The organism is Paraburkholderia solisilvae (assembly GCF_902859875.1).
GTDB lineage: Bacteria > Pseudomonadota > Gammaproteobacteria > Burkholderiales > Burkholderiaceae > Paraburkholderia > Paraburkholderia solisilvae.
Window position 1 is genome coordinate 48,891 of sequence record NZ_CADIKF010000028.1, and the last position, 22,095, is coordinate 70,985.

The following is a 22,095-nucleotide window of genomic DNA, read 5'->3' on the forward strand; positions in this document are numbered from 1 at the left end:
CATAAAACGATAGCCCAACGAAGTTGCGTGGGAACGGAGCAGGCATGGCACGGGAGTGAACATCACACTCCGGTCGACTTGCCGCACAACTCCGTATGACATTGGAGACAACGATGAAATTCAAGGCAAGCCGCCTGCTGCTCGCGGGTATCGCGTGCGTCGCGCTCGGTATGGGCGCGTACGTCGATGCCGCGACGCTGAAGGTCAACGTATCCGCGCGCGGCAACCAGCGTGCCGTGTGGCAAAACGCTTTCGACCAGTTTCAGAAAGCCAACCCGGATGTCGATCTGAAAGTCACGTACGTCGGCGAGGAAGCGTACAAGGTGCAGATCTCCGGCTGGCTCGCCACCGATCCGCCCGACGTGCTGAGCTGGCACAACGGCGAGCGCATGGCGTACTTCGCGAAGCGCGGCCTGCTCGACGACCTGAGCGCCGACTGGCAAAAGAATGGCTGGAACCAGACCTATGCATCGGTCAAGCCGCCTTCAACCTATGCGGGCAAACAGTACGCGGCGCCGCTCGGCTACGACTCGTATGGCTTCTTCTACCGCAAGGACCTGTTCCAGAAGGCCGGCATCACCGCCGAACCGAAGACATGGAATGAATTCCTCGAAGACTGCAAGAAACTGAAAGCGGCGGGCATCGCGCCGATCGCCGTGCCCGCAAAAGATTCGTGGACGCTTGCCGCGTGGTTCGACTATCTGGACCTGCGCATCAATGGCTACGCGTTCCACGAGCAGTTGATGGCAGGCGACATTCCGTACACCGATGCGCGTGTGAAGAAGGTCTACACGACGTGGAAGACCTTGATAGACGACAAGTACTTCGTCGACAACGCGCTCTCGTACGATGTCGATTCGGTGAGCCCGCTGCTCGTCAACGGCAAGGCGGCGATGATGCTGATGGGCACGTTCTTCGCCGCGGCCCTGCCCGACGCGACGCGTGAACAGATGAGCTACTTCCGCTTTCCGGTGATCGACCCGGCGGTGCCGATGGCAGAAGACGGCCCGGTGAATATCCTGATGATCCCCGCCAAGGCGGCGAACAAGAAGGACGCGCACCGTCTGCTCGCGTTTATCTCGCAGCCGGAAATCAACGGCGAGCTCGCGAAAGGCTGGGGACAACTGCCGTCGAACAACAAGGCGCCGGAGCCGCAGGACGCAATCTCGAAGATCGGCTTCCAGATTCTCTCGAATACGCCGGGCGGCGTCGCTCAGTTCTACGACCGCGATATGACGAAGGAAATGGCGGACGAAGGCATGAAGGGCATGCAGCAGTTCTTCAACGATCCGAGCCAGCTCGACTCGATCCTCGCGCGTCTGGAACAGTTCCGCAAGCGCATCTACCATAAGTAACGGTCGCTGGTCCCTCGCTCGCGCATCCGCCGGCGAGGGACGCGGGCGACGCAGCCGTTCTGCGCGAGGAAACCGAATGTCCACGACCCTCTCCGATACTCCCGCCGGCGCGAGCCGCATTCGCCGCAAGCGCCACTCTCCGCTGAACCGCCGGCGCAATCGCGCGGCGCTCATGTTTTTGCTGCCGGGCGCGTTGATCTTCGCGATCTACGTCGTCTATCCGGTGCTCAACAGCATCCTGCTCAGCTTTTACAACTGGGACGGCATGACGCCGCGCACCTTTGTCGGCGTGGCGAACTACGCGGAGCTGCTGCAGGCCGATACGTTCTACGTCGCGTTGAAGAACAACGTGCTGTGGCTCGTGCTCTTTCTGCTCGCGCCGCCGATCGGCCTCGCGTTCGCGCTCTATCTGAATCAGAACGTGCGCGGCATCCGGCTCGTGAAATCGCTGTTCTTCGCGCCGTTCGTGCTGCCCGGCGTGGTGGTCGGGCTCGTGTTCAGCTGGTTTTACGACCCGACGTTCGGACTGCTCAAGCTGATTGTCGGCCACGGCATTCCCGTGCTCGGCGATCCGCGCTATGTGACCTACGGCATCATCTTTGCCGCGCTATGGCCGCAAATTCCGTTCTGCATGATTCTGTATCTGACCGGCCTGACCGGCATCAACAGCGAGATCGTCGAGGCTGCGCGGATGGAAGGCGCACGCGGTTTCAAGCTGCTGTGGCACATCATCCTGCCGCAACTGCGGCCGGCCACGTTCATGGCGTTTGTGCTGACCGTGATCGGCGCGCTGCGCAGTTTCGACCTCATTTCGGTGATGAGCGGCGGCGGCCCGTTCGACAGCTCGACCGTGCTCGCCTATTACATGTACGACCAGGCGATCAAGTACTACCGCGAAGGCTATTCGGCCGCGATCGCCGTCGTGCTGTTCCTGATCATGCTCGCCTTTATCGTCTGGCAGTTGCGCCGCCTCGTGCGCAGCGAATCCTGAGGAGCCGCCATGTATCCGATGCCCGTTTCGCGCTGGCGCCCCGCCAACCGTCTGCTGTACAAGGTGTCGCTGCCGGTCGCGCTGCTGCTGTGGCTGTTGCCGCTGATCGCGGTGCTGACCACGTCGATCCGCTCGAGCGACGAGCTTTCCGCCGGCAACTACTGGGGCTGGCCGCAGCAGTTCGCGCTGGTCGAGAACTATCGGATCGCGCTCACGCAGACGCCGATGCTGCATTACTTCCTGAACAGCGTGCTGATCACGCTGCCGTCGGTCGCTGTGTCGATCTTTCTTGCTTCGATGGCAGGCCATGCGCTCGCGAACTACCGGTTTCGCGGCAACATGCTGCTGCTCGCGGTGTTCGTCGCGGGCAACTTCGTGCCGATCCAGATTCTGATGATCCCGGTGCGGCAACTGACGCTCGACCTCGGGCTCTACAACACCGTCTGGGGCCTGATTCTCTTTCACATCGCGTTCCAGACCGGCTTTTGCACGCTGTTCCTGCGCAACTTCATCCGCGAGCTGCCGTACGAGCTGATCGAGGCCGCGCGCGTCGAAGGCGCGAGCGAATGGGCGATCTATGCGCGCATCGTGCTGCCGCTGGTGCGCCCCGCGCTCGCCGCGCTCGGCATTCTCGTCTTCACGTTTGTCTGGAACGACTATTTCTGGGCACTGTGTCTGACGCAGGGCGACGATGCGGCGCCGATCACGGTCGGCGTCGCCGCGCTGCGCGGTCAATGGACGACTGCGTGGAACCTTGTCTCCGCCGGCTCGGTGCTCGCCGCGCTGCCGTCGGTGCTGATGTTCTTCGCGATGCAGAAGCACTTTGTCGCGGGCCTGACGTTCGGCGCAACGAAGGGATGAGCGCAGCGGCTGAAGCGCCGCGATGCGCATGAGGGCCGCCGCTTGACAGCGGCCATGCATGCGAGAGCGGCGGCGCGCGCCGCCGTCGTCCTCCAGCAGCATTCGTTGACGCCGCGCGAGCGCGCGGTCGGGCGTGCGTATCGGCATCCCCGCAGGCCTGCGCGTGCCGGCCGCACTCCAACATCCGATCTACCTGACAGCGAGAACCTCATGCGTTTAGGAGTCTGTTACTACCCCGAGCAATGGCCGCGGCACAAGTGGGAAAGCGATGCGCGCCGGATGTTCGAACTGGGCATTCGCCGCGTGCGCATTGCCGAGTTCGCGTGGAGCCGGATGGAACCGGAACCGCACCGCTATGAATGGGAATGGCTCGACACGGTCATCGATATGCTCGCCCAGCACGGCCTGCAGATCGTGCTCGGCACCCCGACTGCAACGCCGCCGCGGTGGCTCGTCGAGCAGCATCCGGAGATTCTGCCGGTCGCGCAGAACGGCATGACCTACAACTTCGGCTCGCGCCGGCACTACGACATTTCGAGCGAGGTCTACCGCGAACATTGCGCGCGCATCGTCGGGCAGATGACGCGGCGCTATGGCAAGCATCCGGCCGTCGTCGCCTGGCAAACCGATAACGAGCTCGGCTGCCACGATACGGTGCCGAGCTACACCGAAGCCGCCCGCGTGCGTTTCACGCAATGGCTCGCGCAACGCTATGGCGAAATCGGCGCGTTGAACGACGCATGGGGCAACGTGTTCTGGAGCATGGAGTACCGCCGCTTCGAAGAAATCGGTCTGCCGAACCGGACGCCGACCGATGCGAATCCGAGCCACTGGCTCGACTTCCGGCGCTTCATGTCCGCGGAAACCGCGAGCTTCCACGCGCTGCAAGGCGCGCTGATCCGCGAGCACTCGCCCGGGCGCGACCTGCTGCACAACTTCATGGGCTTCTTCACGAGCTTCGATCACTACGAGTTCGCGAAGAGCGGCCTCGACATCGCCGCGTGGGACAGCTATCCGCTGCCGCGCACCGAAGTGCTGTGGTTCGACGACGATGTCAAACATCGCTGGGCGAGAAGCGGCCACCCGGACATTCCGGCGTTCAACCACGACCTGTATCGCGGCGTCGGAAACGGACGCATGTGGGTGATGGAACAGCAGGTCGGGCCGGTCAACTGGGCGCCTTATAACCCGGTGCCGACGGCGGGCATGGCGCGGCTCTGGACGTGGGAAGCGTTCGCGCACGGCGCCGAGCTCGTGTCGTACTTCCGCTGGCGTCAGGCGCCGTTTGCGCAGGAGCAGATGCATTCGGGCATCAATACGCCCGACGACACGCTGACTGCCGGCGGTCATGAAATCGCGCGCGTCGCACGCGAACTCGCCGCACTCGAGCCGGAGATGGTTGCGCACGCAAGCACGCCGCGGCCGCGCGCGCCGGTCGCGCTGCTGTTCGACTACGAAGCGGACTGGATCGTGCAGATCCAGCGGCACGGCGCCGATTTCGACTATCAGCGGCTCGTGTTCGAGTGGTACAGCAGCCTGCGCGCGATGGGCGTCGATGTCGACATGCTGTCGCCCGACGCGGACGTGTCCGGCTACCGGCTGGTCGTTGCGCCGTCGCTGCCGATCGTGCCGGAGTCGCTCGTCGCACAGATCGTGCGTGGCGATGCGTGGTGGCTATTCGGTCCGCGCACCGGGTCGAAGACCCGCGCTTTCACGATTCCCGCGACGCTGCCGCCCGGCCCGCTACAGGCTGCGCTGAACGTTCGTGTGCTGCAAAGCGAATCGCTGCGGCCGTCGTTGCGGCCGCGTGTCGCGATCGACGGCGTTGTTGGGCACGGGCTGCGCTGGCGCGATCATGTCGAACCGGGCGCGGCGGTCAACGTCAGCGCCGCATTCGATGACGGCCTGCCCGCCGTCGTCGAGGCCGGCCGCGTGCGGATGGCCACTGCGTGCTTCGACGACGCATTGCTGCGCGCACTGCTCGCGCACAGCGCGCGCGATGCCGGAATCGATACGGTGAGCTTGCCGGAAGGCGTCCGGATGCGGCGGCTCGGCGGCCTGCAATTCGCCTTCAATTACGGCGAGGTTGCATGGCGCGCGAACGCACCGGACAATGCGCGTTTCGTGCTCGGCAATCGCGAGGTCGGGCCTGCGGACGTAGCGGCGTGGATCGCATGAATCGGATGCGTTTCTGATTCGACGACGCGGCCCGCGGGCCGGTGCGTGATGATGCATTGCGCATGTATGCCGCGCCCGTTGCGCGACGCGTCGCGCGCCGACACCGTGCATGTGCCGCGCCTGTGCCGCGCAGCGCCCTGATCCCCCGCATCGATGAACACCCGAATCGCCGAACTCGTCCGCATTCCGCATTTCATGCCGCTCGCGGCCGCGACGCTGATGCTCGGCGTCGCGATGTCGTTCACCGCGCCGTATCTGTCGCTATTCGGCGTCGAACAGGCTCAGATGACGCCGCTGATGCTCGGCGTGTTTATGACGCTGATCGCCGCGAGCGGCGTCGCGGCGAGCGCATGGGCCGGCAAATGGTCGGACCGGCGCGGCCATCATCGCGCGCTGCTGCTGGCCGCGCTGGTGCTCGCGGCGCTCGGTTATCTGCTGATCTGCTTCGTGCGCGAGTACCGCATGCTGCTCGTGATCGGCATCGCATTTCTCGGCGCCGGCGGCTCGGCGCTGTCACTGGTGTTTTCGTTTGGCCGCGCCGCCTTGCCGGTGCGCGATGAGGCCGAGCGCGCGTTTGCCACCGCGACGCTGCGCACGTTGCTGTCGGTCGCGTGGGTGTTCGGTCCGTCACTCGGCGCGCTGGTGCTCGCGCTGGCGAACTTTCACGGGCTCTTCCTGTTCGCGGCGGCCAGCTTCGCCGGCTGCGCCGCGATTATCTGGCGCATGCACGAGGTGCCCGGCGGCGCTGCGCACAGCGTACCCGAGCATATGCCCGGCGACCCGGCCTCGTCGCTCGAAGTCACCACGCCCGAGCCGGAAGTGCCGATCCAGCCCGACTACACGCATGCGAGCGCGCCTGCGCGGCAAATCTGGCGCTCGGTGCTCGCCTTGACGCTGATCGGCCTCGCCGCGAACGCGACGATGATCGTGCTGCCGCTTTACATCGTGCACGGCATGCACGGCGCGCGCATCGACGTATCGATCATGCTCGGCCTCGGCGCGTTCCTCGAAATTCCGATGATGCTCGCGCTCGGCGCGCGCAGCGCAACGCTGAACAAGATGCGCTGGCTGGCGGCCTGCTGTGTGGTCCATGTGATCTACTTCATCGCGATGGCCGCCGCCGGGTCGATCACGATGCTGATTCCGATGCAGGGGCTCAACGCATTCGTCGTCGCGGTCACCTCGTGTCTTGGCATGACCTATGTCCAGGATCTGATGCCGAGCAAGCCGGGCGCCGCGACCGCACTGTTCTTCAACGCTTCGCGGGTCGGCTCGATTCTGTCGGGCGTGCTGTCCGGGCTGCTGGTCGCAGGCATCGGCTACCGCGGCACTTTTCTCGCGTGCGGCGCGCTCGCGGCCGGCGCCTTCGTGCTGTTCGCGGATCCGCCGTGGGCGCGCTACGCGCGCTATGTGCGCGATGTGTGGCAAAGCCGCCGCAGTTAGGACGCCGGCGTTTTCTATATCGGCCGGCATAACAGGTCATGCATCTGTCCTCCCGCTGCGGCGCGACGGTATCTCGGCGTATTCAACAAACGATAGGCGAATCTGCAAAACGCGTGCCGCCTGAATGCCAACAATGATCCTTTTTCACGGCAACGGCATGCGCCGCCGCGCCGCTCGACGCAAGCTTGCGCGGACCGCTCGCCGGAGCCCGATGTTCCGAGGCGAAATTGGCATTCAGAACCGTTACTCATCAGATCGGAGACGTGTCGATCACCCGCGTCACTGAAACCGCGTTTGCGCTGCCCCTTTCTTTCCTGTATCCGAACTGGCGCACGATCTGCCGCGCGGAACTCGGCCGCTTGCTGTCGCCGGCCACGCTAGACGTGCAGCAGGAAGAAGCGATGCTGAACGTGCATACATGGGTGGTGCGCGCCGGCGGCGCCACGCTGCTGATCGACACCGGCATCGGCAACGGCAAGCACCGCCCGTTCAATGCGCGTTTCGACCAGTTGCAAACGTCGTTTATCGATCGCCTCGCGCAGGCCGGCGTGCAGCCGCACGACGTCGACTATGTGCTGCTCACCCATCTGCATGCGGACCATGTCGGCTGGAACACGCGCTTCGTCGACGGCCGCTGGGTGCCCACCTTCACCCGCGCGAAATATGTATTCCCGCGCGCGGAGAAGGACTTTTTCGCGACCCGCGCGGGCATGAATCGCAGAATGGTGTACGACGACAGCGTGCTGCCGGTCATCGAAGCCGATCAGGCGATCATGATCGACGAAACGGGCGGCGCGTTTCTCGACGGCATCGCGTTTCATCCAACGCCCGGCCATAGCGTCGCCCATATGTCCATTTCAATTCGCTCGAATGGCGATGAAGCGATTTTCTGCGGCGACGTCATGCACAATCCGCTGCAGGTCTACCGGCCCGATTGGTGCTCGACGTTCGCGCTCGATGAAGCGCGTGCGCGCAGTTCTCGTCGCTGGCTGCTCGATTACGCGGCGGGGCGCAACGCACTGCTGTTCACCGCGCATTTTCCGGAATCGTCGGTCGGTCGCGTGATGCGCAACGGCGACGGATTCACATGGCGATATAGCGTGTGATGCCGGCGCAAGCGATTGCGCCGGTCGGCGGAACACGCGATGAGGTCCCCGGCGCCGCGCCGACACTTCGTTCCGTATCCGTAGCAACGCGCGGGCGATATCTCGCGTCCTGGCGCGCGCGCCGCGATGCTGCATTGCGTCACCGCCGAAGAACCGGCGGCCATGCGCGATTTGCAATTGATTGGTTGTATTCGCTACTAATTCGTTTTCACGGTGTAATACACGTGTCATCCGCGGGCAGCGCCGATTCCGGTTCGATGACATGCGTGTGAAGAAGCCGTCGATAGCGTATCGGAAACACCACGCAGCGAGTCGATCTTCCCGTACGGATACGACGCTTGCGCGACTGTCGAACACACCTTTCCGTCATTCTCGAATTGTGCAGCATGATCAATCATTGACCAGGAATAATCGTCTGCCCCAGTTGTTTTAACTGAGCAGCGTGCATTTGACGTCAAGCAGAATCGGAGCGTCACGGGTGGTTCGGCCAGTTGTGTGCCGGCTCGGCTGCAAGGCGCAACAGGCGCCACCTCGTGTTTACATCCAGCAGCAAAGGAGTTGAAGCGATGATGAATCAGTTGGTGAAAGACAAGGCCACGCGGCCGTTGAAGAAGCTCCCGATGCGTCTGCATCACCATGCCTTCACGACGGACGATCACCCGCGCACGCGCCATTTCTACGAAAAAGTTCTCGGCTTGCCGCTCGTCGCGTACGAGGTCGAGCGCGAGCGGATCGGCGAGCAGTGCGTCGATCTCGGCTACGCTTTCTACGAGCTTGGCGACGGCAGCACGCTTGCGTTCTTCACGTTCGACGACGCGGAGAAACAGGCTGCGTGGAAGGAAAAGGAGCAGTCGCTCTTCGTGCACATTTCGCTGCTCGTGGAAGCCGCGACTCAGGACGAAATCGAACAGCGGCTGACGAGGGCCGGCTTCGAGCCGCTGATGCTGCAGCACGGCTTCTGCACGTCGCTCTATATCAAGGATCCGAACGGCCTGACGCTGGAGTTCAGCGTCGATCATGAAGATACGTTCGGCGTGGTCGAAGAGATGACCACGTCAGTGCGCGAATGGATGCAAGGCGGCCGCAAACAAGGCCGCAGCCCGCAGCTCAATGTCGTCGCGAACAATCTCGCGTGAGCGCCGCGCGGCGGCATACGCGCGCCGCTCTGCGGGCGTCGCGTGCGCGTGAGCGCGCTATGCAGCCGCACGTGGCCGCTGCATAGCGCGCTCCGTGCGTCTCACGCGAAATGCTCTACAAAAATTGAGAATCTGCAGAACCGCTGATCCGCTACACTGTTTCGTGAGGAAGTTGTAGTCACAACGTAATCAACGGAGCAACGGAACGCTCAACTGGAGTGGACCAACGGATGAGCGCGGATGAGCGGCGCGGCCGCTTGCTTCGAAGCAGCCGCGCGCGATTTGTCAGCGTACGAGTCAGGTCATGCTGGCAAGCAGCGAGTCGAGTGCGGCCTTGCCGAATAGTTGGCCGGCGCCGCGATTTTCCGCCAGCATCTTTCCAAGGTCGGGCAACGCAATACCACCGCGTTTGCCGATTAGCGCGTAACCGAGTTCGCCCCGTCTCCACGTAATCACGCTCATATCGTCGATGCTCTGCTCGGCGATCGGATGATCGGGTTTCGCTTCTTTCGTCACGCACAGCGCGACGGGCGCCCCTGAGGCCGGCAGGTAGACGATCTGCACGAGCGGCTTGCCATGAAAGCGCAAGCGCTGCACGCGCTTGAATGTAAGCCCTGACGCGCTCAGGTCCGGCACATGCACGTCGAGCCCGTCTTCATGCCGGATCTCGTCGACGACCCGGGCGGATTGCACCATATCGGGCTGCACTTCCGCGAGCGTTTCGTGCGCGTAGAGCTGCTGGTATCCAGCAGCCGCGATCACCCATGGCGACGCGCCGCTGCCAAGCGATGCAAGCGGCGTACCGTCGAACATGCCCGAACCGGTGCGGGCATCGGTGCTCAGCCTGAAGGCCGCGCCCCAGCAAAACGCGCCGGCCACGAACGCGACCGCGAGCCACGCGGGCGCGACTCGAAATGGCGACCGGCGCGGCAACTGATAGGCCGGCGGCACACCCGCGGCCACTGGTGGCGGCCCCGCGGGGTTCGCCTTCACGCGAATCTCGTCGACTCGCGCAGCAGCTTCGTCGTCATAGGACGCGTGCACTTCGCCGCGCGCAATACGGCTGACGAGCTCCACCAGGCGCTCGGGCACCTCCGGCAACTTCTGGTGCGCGAATGCATGTTGATAAGGTAGCCGAGACGCCCGAAGCAATGCGACACGTTCCGCGAGTTCAGCCGACGACCCGATCCCCTCTTCAACCTGTTGTTTCTGGTCGGCCGGCAGCACGCCGTCGACGTACGACAACAACAGGATGTCGTCAATCTTCATTCCCCGTCTCCTTACCCTTTGATGCTGTCTTTCACTTTTTGGTCTTGTCGCGTGCCGAACTGACTCCCAACGGCCTGCCGCGCGCGCGACAGACGGCTCATGATGGTGCCTACCGGTACTCCGAGAACCTGGGCCGCCTCCTGATAACTGAGCCCTTCGACAACTACCAACAGCATAACGGTGCGTTGTGCATCCGGCAATCGCTCAACTGCTCGAACGATCTGCCTGTTGAGTGCGTCGGCCTCAGGATCGGGCGCGGAAGGATCGGCAACTGTCTCCAGGTAGCTGTCATCCCACTCCGCGCTTGTACGACTGCGCACGCTGCGCGCGCGCAACTCGTTGATCCATGTGGTGTGAACGATAGAATACATCCAGCTCAACGGCGAGGTATCCGGTTTTAACTGGTGTGCCCGCTCGAGAGCGCGCAAACACGCACGTTGCACCAGATCTTCCGCATCGTGCTGGTCGCGAGAAATGCGCAGCGCGAACGCCCACAATCTCGGCAGCAATTCTGGAAGGATGCTGGGAAAATCTGCGACGCTCATCGGCGTAATTCCTCGCGTGACGTTTCTGTTCTGTCGATGATTCTGCGTAGCTTCGCAGACACCGGCGGCAGACGAAGTTTAGCGTCGATCGCAAACGTTTGCTTGAGCATCCTTTCCCACCCCGGCTAACGCAATTAGAAAAAGAAACGAAGGCAGTCATTGTTGATCACCAATCGAATTGCAAGCCAATTGCCGGGTCGGCATGTCAGAAAGCGCTGATTCCCTGGTGGACGCAAGAAATACAGGCCGCCTGCGCGATCGCGCCACATGTATATAACAGTGGAGCATCACGAGCGGCGATGCCGGGGTGCCGCGAAAGTCGTCCAGTTTGCCTAACGTCATTCGTATTTGAACCGTCGAAGGACCAGACTTACGCACCCACCCGAACATCATTTCGATATCCTTGCGACGCATTTTTTTGCACATTTCACAGGGCCTGCAGGCAGTCTGCCCAGCTACCGCTTTGCGTCGACGCACTGGCGGGGGCACGCACGAATACGCGCACCTCCGCTTTAACGTATGACCTTAACCAAAGCGCACCGTTACGGCAACTGAACGTCATTCGTTTAAGGAGAACCATCTTCGCCCCCTAACGAAATGCCCGGCAAACCATTTACGTAAAGCACAACATATAGCGTGTTCATGAAAGGAATTCGTGCTTTAAAGTCCCTGTGGGCGGTGAACCATTAATGCGTTGGTTCTTTTGAAGCGACCAGAGACCTTTAAGCGCAAATTCCCAAAAAAATGCCAGACTGGAATTACCTTACTTCCTGATTCGAGCCGGCTGTCATTGCATCCTGCAACGACATTGCGGGGCATCGCTATACGGCCAGCACGTACCCCGCGCCACGCACGGTCTTCAGGATCGACTCCTTGCCGGCCACGTCGATCTTCTTGCGCAACTTGCTCATATGCACTTCGATCAGATTGGTGCCCGGATCGAAGTGATAGCTCCAGACCGCTTCGAACAACATCATGCGCGTCACCGTTTGTCCGACCCGACGCATCATGAACTCGAGCACGCGGCATTCGGTCGGCAGCAACGCGACTTCGACGCCGTCACGCATCACCCGGCGCGCCGCGAGATCGAGCTCGAGCGGACCGACCCGCAATACAGAATCCGCGCGCGCCACTGTGTTGACCGCGGGTTCCTGGCTGCGGCGAATCAGGCCCTCGAGACGCGCCATCAACTCGCCCGAGTTGTACGGCCGCGTCAGATAATCATCGCCACGCGCGCGCAGGCTGCGAATCCGTTCGTCGACATCATCCGGAACGTTCAGCATCAGAACCGGCGTTTGCACCCCTACGGTGCGCATCGCGGCCAGAATGCTCATGCCGTCGATACCGGGCAACATGCGTTCGAGCGTAATGGCGTCATAGCCGCCGCCGATTGCGCGTGCAAGCGCTTCGCGCCCGTCACCCACCCAATCGACGGAAAATCCGTAATTTTTCAGTTCCGCGACGATTTCAACGCCCGACTTCGGGTCGTCATCGATCGTCAGCACTCGCGATCTCGTCATCGTTCTACCATCCCGAATCTGCCTATCCATTGAACCGGCCATCCGTCACCTCCTCGGGGCGCTGTTGCCGTGCATCCCTCTGCGCGTTTCTCGCGTCGGCCATTCGACTGCGCCCCATCCATCCGCCGTCATCAACGCTCGCTGGATGCTTCGAGGCCCGCGCGCGGCAGCCTGTACGCACCGACCGGATCCGGAAACAGCAGGTCGAGGTCTTCGAGCAGCACCACGCTTTCTTCGTCACGCGGGTCGGTGCGCGCAACCACCGCGACGCACACGTCGGATTCGCTCGGGTTGTACGGCACGTGTGGCATGTTCGCCGGAATATAGAAAAACTCGCCCGCGCTCACGAACAGGTGCTGCTCCAGTTCCTCGCCGAACCACACGCCGCACTTGCCGGCAAGCATGTAGATCGCGGTTTCGTGTCCTTCATGCTTGTGCGCCTTCGCACGCGCGAGCGGCGCAATGGTCACGAGCTGCATGTGGATGCCCTGCGCGCCGACGCTGTCGGCCGAAATTCCCGCCGCATGCACTAACTGCTGCTTCGCATTTGAGCTCCGCCCGGGCCGCACGACGCGGCAGGTCGGCGCCATTTCGGTCACCGGTGTATCAGCCATCGAGTTTCTCCAGCGGTCATCCTGTCGCGGACCGTGCCCGCTCCCTGCGCAGCAGGCCGCGCCTGTTCACGGGAACGAGGTCGAATCCGCCCTCTGCTCCCGACATAACACATGACGCACGCGCGTTATTCCATTGTCAGGAAGAAGATTCCCGAAACCGGCAGGACAGCCGTGCGGAGCCTGCCGGTGGGTTCGGCGGGACGGCCAGGCCTTGGCGGACGGACATTCATCGTGGCGCGAGCGAAGCCGGCCGCTGCAATCCGCGCCGGCTCCACCCAGCTTTCAATTGCATACGATCCTCACGCTTTCAGTTGCAGGGAATCGTCACCACCAGACGGCCGTTGCAACGCGCCATCAGATCGTCGTGCGCCAGACCTCGGTTCCACCAACGCGCAAATCCGCTGCGCGGGCGGTGCCCGACCACCAGAATGTCCGAGTTCAACAGTCCCGCATGCGTGGAGATGCTATCGACCACGTCGCCGCACGCCATATGACCGCGCGCGGGCAAGCCGTTGCCCTCCATATGGTCGAGCGCCTCACGCAGCGTAATCATTGTGGCGTCCTGGATACACGCGCAGGCGAGATCCGACAGATACCAGCCGGACGCCGCGATCGTCGATGTCGTATCGACGACCGCCAGCACGTCCGTGTGTGCATCGAGCGCGTGCGCAAGGTCGGCCACATGGTGAAGCGCGGTCTTCGCTTCGCGAGTGCCGTCGTAGTAGAGCAGGATCTTCGAAGGTTTGGACATGGAAACTCGCTGAAAAGGTTAGAGAGCCGGTAAGGCTTCGAACGGTGTCTGACCTTTCGTCCCTTGGTCACTTGCGAAAACGCTTGGCCAGGTTCGCGTATTCCATGCGCCAGATCGGGCGGCGCCCTGCGTGTGCGGCGCAATCGATCTGAAGGGCGGCCGGGCATTTTTTAGGGGTGCCGCTCAAACCGCGCGGCCGCGAATCCCGCTTCGACAACGCGCAACGGCCGTTCGCGAATCGCGAGGCCGCGTCGGGCTACGTTGTGCTGACGGTTACTGGACAGAATTCGTTCGCTTCGGAAACACGCTGCGTGCGAGCACGCCGTGTGATGTCGCTTTCGCCGACTTGCGACGTGAGACACAAGCCGCTTACGGGGGCCTGCCTTCGATCCTGCCAGGTAGAACGCGGACGTTGCGCATGCAACGGTATGCAAGGCACGGGCGTGGCGCGCAACCGCAAAGATGAACGCACAAAAAAAACACAGCGCCCGTGGGCGCTGTGCGATGCGATACCTGTCGACATATCGCTGCTTGAATCGCGCCGCCGACAGCGACGCGAATTCATATCTGAAATCAGATCTGCCTGCGCATCTCCGCGGGCGGCACTTTCATCAGCCGCCGGTACTTCGCGACCGTGCGCCGCGCGACCAGCACGCCCTGGTCCGCCAGCATCTTCGCCAGCGACACGTCGGAGAGCGGATCGCGCACGTTCTCCGCGGCGATCATTTCCTTGAGCAGCGCACGCACGGCCGCTGCCGAACAGGTGCCGCCGCTCTCGGTGCCGAGCTCGCGCGGGAAGAAATGCTTGAACTCGAAGATGCCGCGCGGCGTAGCCATATACTTGTTGCCCGTTGCGCGGGAGATCGTCGATTCGTGCAGCCCCAGTTCATCGGCGACGTCGCGCAGCACGAGCGGCTTCAGCGCGATTTCACCGTACTGGAAGAAAGCCTTCTGATGCGTGACGATGCACTCGGCGACGCGCTGGATCGTGTCGAAGCGCTGCTGCGCGTTGCGGATCAACCAGCGCGCTTCCTGCAACTGCTGCGCAAGCGGCGAGCGGCTCGTGCCGGCCGACTGCGCGAACAGTTCCGCGTACATTCTGTGGATGCGCGCACGCGGCAATACCGCGGGATTGATCGTCACGACCCACTTGTTGCGCACCTGGCGCACCACCACGTCCGGCACGACGTAGTTCTCGTCGCTGCGGCCGTATGAGTTGCCGGGTTTCGGGTCGAGCTTGCGCACCAGCGCGCATGCGATGCGCAGCATCTCGGCATCGCAGCCGACCTGCTTTTGCAACTCCGCATGCTCGCGTCGCGCGAGGCGGTCGAGATGCTGCTCGACGATCTTGCGTGCAGCGTCGCGTCCCGGCGTATCGGCTGGCAGCGCATCGATCTGCAGCGCCAGACATTCCGAGAGCGACCGCGCCGCGAGGCCCGGGCGGTCAAGCGTCTGCACGAGACGCAGGGCGACGGTCAGCTCGTCCTCGGTCAGCGGCGGATCGAATTCGACGACATCGGTCAGATCCGCGAGATCCTGACGCAGGTAACCGTCGTCGTCGAGCGCCTCGATCACGACGCGCGCCGCTTCACGGTCGCGTTCGTCGAGACGATAGAGGCGCAGCGCATCGTGCAACTGTTCATGCAGCGTCGGTTGCATGCGCGCCCATTCGGCGGGGTCGCTGCCCTCGCCATCGCCGTTATAGCGCGACGAACCGCGGCCGAACGAGTCGCTGGTGTAGTCGCCCGCGCCATAGTCGCCGCCGATGTCTTCCGCGGCGCTGCTGCTCTCGCCTTGCGCGTCCGCAGCCGGGCTTTCGAGCGCCGGATCGCGCTCGGCGGCCGGCAGCGTGTCGGCCGCAGCCGGCGTGTCCGTCTCGGGCGTACCTGGCATGCCGTTCTCATCGGGAGCGGACGGATCGTATTCGAGAAACGGATTCGTATCGAGCGCGGTGCGCAGTTCCTGCTGAAACTCCAGCGACGACAACTGCAGTAGCCGCACGGACTGCTGCAGGCGCGGCGTGAGTGCGAATGACTGCCTCGCTCGTAGTTCAATTGAAGGCGGCATCGTAGGCTGGTCCTGTTGGTCATCGAAAGACAACTGCTTGCGATACGACCAGAGCAACTGTCGTACCAGCTTTTCCAATTACCTGTTTTTAATCGGCTTTGCGTCTTTGCACGACGCTTGCTCACGGGCGATGCCGCGCGCTTTTTACAACCCTCAGGGAAATTCGGATGCCATTACCCGGCGCCGCCCGGCCGCGTCCACACGGCGCGCGGGCGGTTTGGCAACGACAGGCGCGACCTCAGTATGAGACGGCGCCTGCGCGCCGATGCGGAAATAACGCACGCTCGGGCACGCCGCTTGCGCTCCATCGGATGCGGGTATTGACGCTTTATGCAACACGACCGCTTTCCAATGACTCAAGCAAAAGGAGAATTCATGAAAACCTTCCAGCTCATCAAGACCGCAGGCAGCATCGCATGTGTCGCGTTCGCGCTGAACGCAACCGCGCAAACCAGCGCATCGGCGCCGCCCGCGTCTTCCGAGACCGTGGGACAGCATGTCGACGACGGCGCCGTCACGACCAAGGTGAAGGCCGAATTGCTCAGCGCGAAGAACGTCAAGTCGACGCATATTCACGTGAAGACCCGCAAGGGGATCGTCTGGTTGAGCGGCTCGGTGCCGACGGCCGACGATAAGGTCGCCGCGCAGGACGTCGCACAGAATGTCGACGGCGTGAAGGGTGTGCGCAACCACTTGAAGGTCACCACGGAGTAACGTGAGGCCCGCGCATGCGGGCCGCATTGCCCGGTTCACGCGGGTGGGACGATGTCCCGTCGCAGGTAACGGGTTCGCGTGACGACGTCGGTTGTTGTGATGGCCATAAGCGAAAAGCGCCGGCGCGGTGAACGCGCCGGCGCTTCTTGCACTTTGCGCTGAAGCGGCGCTCGGCGTCAGGACTTCATTGCCGCATACTGGTCGCGCAAATCGCGGATGCGGTCATGGTTCTTCAATACGCCCTGATACTGCTGTTCGACCACCGCACGCACGTCGGCTGGCAATTCCTTCTCGAGCGCTTCTCCATAGCGCTTCTTCGCGACGTCCTCGCCCTTTTCGCAGTCGGCCAGAATCGCATGATCGGTGCGGCTGCCGACCGCCGATTTCAAATCGACCCAGCCGCGATGCAATGCGCCCGAGACCGAGCCACCGCTCTCCGGTTTGCCGCCCAGTTGCATCACGAGGTCCTGCAGTTCGCGCGCCGCACGCGTGCAGGTATCGGCGCGCGCACGAAGCAGTTCCTTGAGCTTCGTATCGTGCGCGTCTTCGGCGGCTTTGAGAAATCCCTGCTCGCCATCTTTCGACGTCTCAACCAACTGGTTGAGCACCGCAATTACGTTGGTGGACATTCGATACCTCCGGGTTCTGGTTGGGTGCGCACCCGCGATCGGGACCGGCCGCGACGCGACGGTCTGCGCATTCGAAAGCCCGCAGTCGACGTGCCCGGGCGGCGGTTCGAGGTGGCTGCCGGCCGCTTTTTTTCCATCTGTGCGGCTCTTTTGCGGCACGACGATTGCTGACACGTTCCGGCCAGTTTCATCAGCACGCGCAGTCGTGTCGCTGGCCAACGCCAAAAGAACCGGCAACATCGGCAAGGAGAATCGATTGTGAAGATTGGAAGCGCGCAAAGTCTGGTGTTCGTGGCCATCGTCGCATCGGCGGCGGCGGTGCAGCTGCGCGATCGTGTCAAGCCCGCGACCCCGGAAAGCCTCGTGATCGACGCGATGCCATCGGTGCGCTGCGACGCCGGGCACGGCGGCGTATTGCTCGCGCGATGCGCAACCGCACACGATGCTCGCGGCACACACGGCGAACAGGGCATCGACGCTCCGCGCGGACCGTCAGGCAATCACGGCGGCCGTCCTGCGCGGCCGCGCAGTCTTTGGGTTTGAATCGAGGCGTCAGGGTTTAAGCGCGCGGCGGCCGCTGTATCGGGCCGCCGTCTTTTTTGTGTCGATTTTTCGCGCCGTCTTTTCGCGTCGCTTTGCTTGCGTCGCTTTCTTGCGTCGTTTCCTTTGCGTCGCTTTTTTGCCGCGCTTTTCCGATTACGTCTTCATGCCGCGATCCGGCTCCATCCCTTCGACGCGAAAGAGTCCGCTGTGCAGCTCGACGCTCGCGCCATCGTTCTGACCCAGCATCTCCGCGCACACCGACCGGATTCTCGCGCGCCCGCGTTCGAATGCGCGCAGCAGTTCGTCCTCCTGCGGCGAGTGTGCGCCGAAGTGGTCTTCAAGGGCTTCGGCGGTGATCGCGCATTCGACGGCCTCGCCGTCCACATAGGCGTCAAATCGCAACATCAGGTTCGAGCCATCGAAGTCCGGCTCGTCATCGGAAAACGTGATGTTCATCGCAGAGCCCTCATATGCTGCGCGTGGCAGTACCGCGTTCAGGATCGCGTTCATGAAGCCGCCTTTTTAGTCAACTTCGCAATCAATCTCTGTCCGCTACGCGGCCCGCTTCATAGACCGCTTCATAGCCGGTTGAGCAGCCCGCTGCACAGCCGGGCACGCGTCGCAACACGCAACCGGCCGCGCCTGTGATGCCGACGACATGAACCGCATCCGCGCTCACGCCGCCGCCCTCGACAGTTGCGCGATCAACGTTTTGTTGAACGCGGGCAGATCGTCGGGTTTGCGGCTCGTGATGAAATTGCCGTCTTCGACGACTTCCTTGTCCACCCATGTGCCGCCCGCATTGCGGATGTCGTCCTGCAAGCTCGGCCAGCTAGTCACTGTGCGCCCTTTGATAAGCCCCGCGGATACCGGCAGCCATGTGCCATGGCAAATCACCGCAATCGGCTTGTGCGCCTTGTCCGCGGCCTTCACGAACGCCTGCGCCTGCGGCAACAGCCGGATCGCGTCGCCGTTGACGACGCCGCCCGGCAGCACCACTGCGTCGTAATCGCCAGGCACGGCCTTGTCGAACGTCATATCGACGTCGACCGCGTCGCCTTTATCGACGTGCTTGAATCCCTGAATTTTTCCCGCCTTGGCAGAAATTACGTGAACCGTTGCACCCGCTTCGGCGAGTGCGCGCCGCGGTTCGACGAGTTCTGCCTGCTCGAATCCGTCGACGGCCAGCACCGCCACTTTGAGGCCTTTGAGTGTGTTGGGCATGAATTCATCTCCTTGAGACTTGAATGCAAAAATCCGCAGCTGATCGCTCGCGGCCGCGCCGCCAGCATCAGCGTTCCCATCGAATGAGCAAAACCGGTGCCAACGGGAGCGTGACGCTGAACGTGACACAAACGCGACACATAATTCGAGTGTTCGAACTGACTCCGGAAATAGCATGTACTCCGGAAGAAACGTGCGGCTGCAACGTGAAACCGGCAAGTCATTCGGTCACATGTGCACGCGCCCGCTTTGCGCGTGCACCGCTGAGCCGGCAGCGCAGGAACAGCGCGCAGTGGGGCAAGACGCCAGCTTGCCTCGCGCGTTAGGGGCGTCACTCGTCGTAGGCGGCCATCACGAGCCACAGGTCGCGCTCGCCGTCGTGAATCTCCGCTGCGAGCGCGTACGGATCGCGCGGCTGACACGTCTGCACAAGCACGTTGTGCGCGACCTCGCCGTTGTCGAAGACGCGGCCGCCGGCCAGACGGCGCACCTCGCGCTTGCCTTCGAACATGAACTGACTGCGCCGATAAACGAGCGGCTGCGTTTTCCACGTCTCGAAACACTCCTTGACGTGCTGAAAATCGCCACCGCAGACATTCGCCTGAAAATGAGCCGTTGACTGCATGATTTCTCTCCACAATGCCATGCGTGCCGCGCCCGCCTGTGCCGCCTCATCGGGGCTGCCGGCGCCGGTGGATCGCCGCGCGGCCGGGTGCGCATCGGTTTGCGTACCCGGCGTCGCCGCGGATCGTCACGCATTCGCAGTTGTGATGCACCTGCTGCCATCCAGTTCCCGGACCGGTTGCGCGATCCGGATATTGCGTCATCGCGCTACTGGCTGGCCCCTGAAGCCGCATCCGTCGAAGCCGCTCCGCTTGCGCCCAGCGGTCCGCTGGCCGCAGCCGGGCCGGCCATCGCGCCGCTGCCGCCCGCCGCGGCGCCGGTGTCCGAACTGCCGGTGCCCGCCTTGTTGCATGCCGCCGCGCCGAGCGCGAGCACTACCACGGATGCTGCAATTCCCACCCTGCGTACCATGCTATTCATCGATTCGCCTCCGGTCGTGATGGCCGGCATCGACGCCGGCCTTGGGCTATGTCAGGTCACGCGCAACACCGCCGGCCGTCTATTGCCCCTTCGTATCGCTGCTCGCATTCGCGCCGGGCATATTGGTCGAGTCGTTCATCTGCTTTTTTGTGCCCTTCGTCGAATGATGTTTCATCTGCGACGAACTCATATTGCCCGAGCCGTTCGCGTTCTGACCGGCCTTCGTGGCGCCCGTGTCGTTGCCGGTGGACATGCCGGCTCCGCCGCCGCCCGTCGACCCACCGCCCGACGAGCCGCCCGCGCCCTGTGCAAATGCAGCGCCGGACAGCGCGAGAAGTGCCGATACCACACATGCTTGTGCGAGTCTCATTTGATCTCTCCCTTGATGTAATGGGCCGCTTGCGGCCGCAAAATCGTGCGTCACCTGCCTCTGCACTTCAGCAAACCCTGTGCCGATGCGGCAGCGGCCTGCCCGCGCACCGGACAGCCGGCTACGCATTCGCCGTGCGCAACGGTAGACTATGGTTGCGCCGCATGCGCGCGCGAACGAACGAGGCGCGAAAATGTGCCATCGACGCGTCGCCCAGCGTGGCGGCATTCGAACGATGGCTGCAATTTACAAGCGCAACGTAAGTCTTTCGCATAGCAGCAAACACGGCGCGGCCTCGCGCTCAGCCGACGCAACCGTTCAACGCAATTGATCGACGCAACCTCGCGCCGCGCCTCACCCCCGCGACTCATTTCAAGGAATCAAGCCATGCGTATCCCCACGTCGTTTCTATTCGATCTCGACGGCACGCTGGTCGACAGCGTCTATCAACACGTGCTCGCGTGGAAGGAAGCGCTCGATAGCGAAGGCATCGAGCTGTCGGTGTGGCGCATCCATCGCAAGATTGGTATGAGCGGCGGCCTCTTCACCCATCAGCTGTTGCGCGAAACCGGCGGCGATATCAGCGGCGAGCGCGTCGAGCGTCTACGCCGCAAGCATGCCGATGCATACCGTCAGCTGCACGCTCAGGTCTGCCCGCTACCCGGCGCGCGCGCGCTGCTCGAAGCGCTCGACGCGAGCGGCACGCAATGGGCCATTGCGACGAGCGGACGCATGGAAACCGCCGCGGTCAATCTGCAGGCGCTCGGCGTGGATGCGGCGAAATCCGTGGTCGTGACACGCGACGATGTCAAATATGCGAAGCCCGATCCCGATCTGTTCGTCGCCGCCGCGCATCGGCTCGGCGTGCCGATCGAACAGACGGTGGTAGTCGGCGACAGCATCTGGGATATGCTCGCCGCGCGCCGCTGCCGCGCACTGGGCGTCGGTCTGCTGTCCGGCGGCTATGGCCAGGAGGAACTCGAGCGCGCGGGCGCATTGCGCGTCTATGAAGATCCCGCCGATCTGCTGCTGCATCTCGACGAAATCGCCGCGCGGCCGTAGCGCTGCGGCGGCGCCGCAAAACGTGCCTCGCGTGCGGTTGTGTGCGCTGTTTCCCGGCGAGGAACGGCAGTTGCTCGACCGCTGTTATCTGAACCCTTCGGAGAACCGCGATGAGCACAGGTGCAAACATCGTCGGCGGCGCACGTCATGCGACGAGCGGCCCGGGCCCTGAAGTGATGGCCGCATCGACACTGGACGGCGACCGGGTGATGAGCTCGGACGGCCACGACATCGGCAAGCTCAAGGACATCATGCTCGACGTACGCTCGGGCCGTATCGCGTACGCCGTGCTGTCGAGCGGCGGCTTTCTTGGCATCGGTGACAAACTTCTGGCGATTCCATGGAGCGCGCTCACGCTTGACGCAGCCAACCAATGCTTCGTGCTGTCGTTGACCGCCGAACGCGTGAAGAACGCGCCGGGCTTCGACAAGAATCATTGGCCGTCGATGGCGGACGTGACCTGGGCGACGTCGATTCACCAGTACTACGGACGCGAACCGTATTGGGGGAATGGCGCGGCAAACGGCCGCCCTATACCCCGGTATGGCGTCAGCGATATTCCCCCTGAGCCGTCGGATGCGCCCGAAGCAGGCGGGGTCAAGCTCTGAACCCCCGGCTCTGAACCCCCGCTCTGAGCCAACCGGCTCGCGTCGACCGGCGCGACACGATATGA

At 63.1% G+C, this 22,095-nt stretch carries 23 protein-coding genes; 11 read left to right on the forward strand and 12 right to left on the reverse strand.

Annotation, left to right across the window (positions count from 1 at the left end; translation table 11 throughout):
- Positions 1-113: 113 nt before the first annotated feature.
- From HV675_RS18095 to HV675_RS18125, 7 genes are all read left to right on the forward strand, one after another.
- Positions 114-1,355, forward strand: a complete 1,242-nt coding sequence (locus tag HV675_RS18095) for an ABC transporter substrate-binding protein (protein ID WP_175112307.1) — start codon at positions 114-116, stop codon at positions 1,353-1,355.
- Positions 1,356-1,431: 76 nt separating this feature from the next.
- Entirely contained in the window at positions 1,432-2,346 is a 915-nt protein-coding gene (locus HV675_RS18100) for a carbohydrate ABC transporter permease (RefSeq protein ID WP_175112308.1), read from the forward strand.
- 9 nt (positions 2,347-2,355) lie between these two features.
- The gene (locus HV675_RS18105; protein ID WP_175112309.1) at positions 2,356-3,207 is read left to right on the forward strand and encodes a carbohydrate ABC transporter permease; all 852 of its coding nucleotides are present in this window, start codon (positions 2,356-2,358) and stop codon (positions 3,205-3,207) included.
- Positions 3,208-3,417: 210 nt separating this feature from the next.
- Positions 3,418-5,385 (forward strand): beta-galactosidase, encoded by a 1,968-nt coding sequence (locus HV675_RS18110; RefSeq protein ID WP_175112310.1) that lies wholly within the window; start codon positions 3,418-3,420, stop codon positions 5,383-5,385.
- Between the two features lie 153 nt (positions 5,386-5,538).
- Positions 5,539-6,828, forward strand: a complete 1,290-nt coding sequence (locus HV675_RS18115; RefSeq protein ID WP_175112311.1) for a sugar efflux transporter — start codon at positions 5,539-5,541, stop codon at positions 6,826-6,828.
- Positions 6,829-7,055: 227 nt separating this feature from the next.
- Positions 7,056-7,934, forward strand: coding sequence for an MBL fold metallo-hydrolase (locus tag HV675_RS18120; protein WP_175112312.1), 879 nt, complete (start codon positions 7,056-7,058; stop codon positions 7,932-7,934).
- 566 nt (positions 7,935-8,500) lie between these two features.
- Positions 8,501-9,070: a VOC family protein gene (locus HV675_RS18125; protein ID WP_175112313.1), complete on the forward strand. Its 570-nt coding sequence runs from the start codon at positions 8,501-8,503 to the stop codon at positions 9,068-9,070.
- 297 nt (positions 9,071-9,367) lie between these two features.
- Here the strand turns inward: HV675_RS18125 and HV675_RS18130 are convergent, their stop codons facing one another.
- The 6 genes from HV675_RS18130 to HV675_RS18155 all read right to left on the reverse strand — a co-directional run bounded on the left by HV675_RS18130 (position 9,368) and on the right by HV675_RS18155 (position 15,836).
- Positions 9,368-10,339 carry an anti-sigma factor family protein gene (locus HV675_RS18130; RefSeq protein ID WP_175112314.1) on the reverse strand — a complete coding sequence of 324 codons (972 nt, stop codon included), beginning with the start codon at positions 10,337-10,339 and terminating at the stop codon, positions 9,368-9,370.
- 11 nt (positions 10,340-10,350) lie between these two features.
- The gene (locus tag HV675_RS18135) at positions 10,351-10,884 is read right to left on the reverse strand and encodes an RNA polymerase sigma factor (protein WP_075160886.1); all 534 of its coding nucleotides are present in this window, start codon (positions 10,882-10,884) and stop codon (positions 10,351-10,353) included.
- An 821-nt stretch (positions 10,885-11,705) separates the two neighbouring features.
- Positions 11,706-12,404, reverse strand: coding sequence for a response regulator transcription factor (locus tag HV675_RS18140; RefSeq protein WP_175112315.1), 699 nt, complete (start codon positions 12,402-12,404; stop codon positions 11,706-11,708).
- Positions 12,405-12,535: 131 nt separating this feature from the next.
- Complete coding sequence (locus HV675_RS18145; protein WP_175112316.1) at positions 12,536-13,018, reverse strand: cupin domain-containing protein; 483 nt, start codon at positions 13,016-13,018, stop codon at positions 12,536-12,538.
- 307 nt (positions 13,019-13,325) lie between these two features.
- Entirely contained in the window at positions 13,326-13,769 is a 444-nt protein-coding gene (locus tag HV675_RS18150; protein WP_175112317.1) for a universal stress protein, read from the reverse strand.
- 573 nt (positions 13,770-14,342) lie between these two features.
- The gene (locus tag HV675_RS18155) at positions 14,343-15,836 is read right to left on the reverse strand and encodes an RNA polymerase factor sigma-54 (RefSeq protein ID WP_175112318.1); all 1,494 of its coding nucleotides are present in this window, start codon (positions 15,834-15,836) and stop codon (positions 14,343-14,345) included.
- A 375-nt stretch (positions 15,837-16,211) separates the two neighbouring features.
- Here HV675_RS18155 and HV675_RS18160 point away from each other — a divergent pair, with 375 nt between their 5' ends.
- The gene (locus HV675_RS18160; protein ID WP_175112319.1) at positions 16,212-16,550 is read left to right on the forward strand and encodes a BON domain-containing protein; all 339 of its coding nucleotides are present in this window, start codon (positions 16,212-16,214) and stop codon (positions 16,548-16,550) included.
- A 176-nt stretch (positions 16,551-16,726) separates the two neighbouring features.
- On the opposite strand, the gene HV675_RS18165 is transcribed toward HV675_RS18160, so the two are convergent.
- Complete coding sequence (locus HV675_RS18165) at positions 16,727-17,179, reverse strand: PA2169 family four-helix-bundle protein (RefSeq protein ID WP_175112320.1); 453 nt, start codon at positions 17,177-17,179, stop codon at positions 16,727-16,729.
- Positions 17,180-17,437: 258 nt separating this feature from the next.
- Between HV675_RS18165 and HV675_RS18170 the strand changes: the two genes are divergently transcribed.
- Positions 17,438-17,722, forward strand: coding sequence for a hypothetical protein (locus HV675_RS18170; RefSeq protein ID WP_175112321.1), 285 nt, complete (start codon positions 17,438-17,440; stop codon positions 17,720-17,722).
- 153 nt (positions 17,723-17,875) lie between these two features.
- Here the strand turns inward: HV675_RS18170 and HV675_RS18175 are convergent, their stop codons facing one another.
- From HV675_RS18175 to HV675_RS18195, 5 genes are all read right to left on the reverse strand, one after another.
- Positions 17,876-18,220 carry a DUF1488 family protein gene (locus HV675_RS18175; RefSeq protein WP_175112345.1) on the reverse strand — a complete coding sequence of 115 codons (345 nt, stop codon included), beginning with the start codon at positions 18,218-18,220 and terminating at the stop codon, positions 17,876-17,878.
- 177 nt (positions 18,221-18,397) lie between these two features.
- Entirely contained in the window at positions 18,398-18,946 is a 549-nt protein-coding gene (locus HV675_RS18180) for a type 1 glutamine amidotransferase domain-containing protein (protein WP_175112322.1), read from the reverse strand.
- 331 nt (positions 18,947-19,277) lie between these two features.
- Positions 19,278-19,571, reverse strand: a complete 294-nt coding sequence (locus HV675_RS18185) for a hypothetical protein (protein WP_175112323.1) — start codon at positions 19,569-19,571, stop codon at positions 19,278-19,280.
- A 206-nt stretch (positions 19,572-19,777) separates the two neighbouring features.
- The gene (locus HV675_RS18190) at positions 19,778-19,990 is read right to left on the reverse strand and encodes a hypothetical protein (RefSeq protein WP_246270367.1); all 213 of its coding nucleotides are present in this window, start codon (positions 19,988-19,990) and stop codon (positions 19,778-19,780) included.
- A gap of 79 nt (positions 19,991-20,069) precedes the next feature.
- On the reverse strand, positions 20,070-20,360 hold the full coding sequence (locus tag HV675_RS18195) for a hypothetical protein (RefSeq protein WP_175112324.1): 291 nt from the start codon (positions 20,358-20,360) through the stop codon (positions 20,070-20,072).
- A gap of 387 nt (positions 20,361-20,747) precedes the next feature.
- Between HV675_RS18195 and HV675_RS18200 the strand changes: the two genes are divergently transcribed.
- Positions 20,748-21,422, forward strand: a complete 675-nt coding sequence (locus tag HV675_RS18200; RefSeq protein ID WP_175112325.1) for an HAD family hydrolase — start codon at positions 20,748-20,750, stop codon at positions 21,420-21,422.
- Positions 21,423-21,532: 110 nt separating this feature from the next.
- Positions 21,533-22,030, forward strand: coding sequence for a PRC-barrel domain-containing protein (locus HV675_RS18205; RefSeq protein ID WP_246270369.1), 498 nt, complete (start codon positions 21,533-21,535; stop codon positions 22,028-22,030).
- The last annotated feature ends 65 nt before the right edge of the window (positions 22,031-22,095 follow it).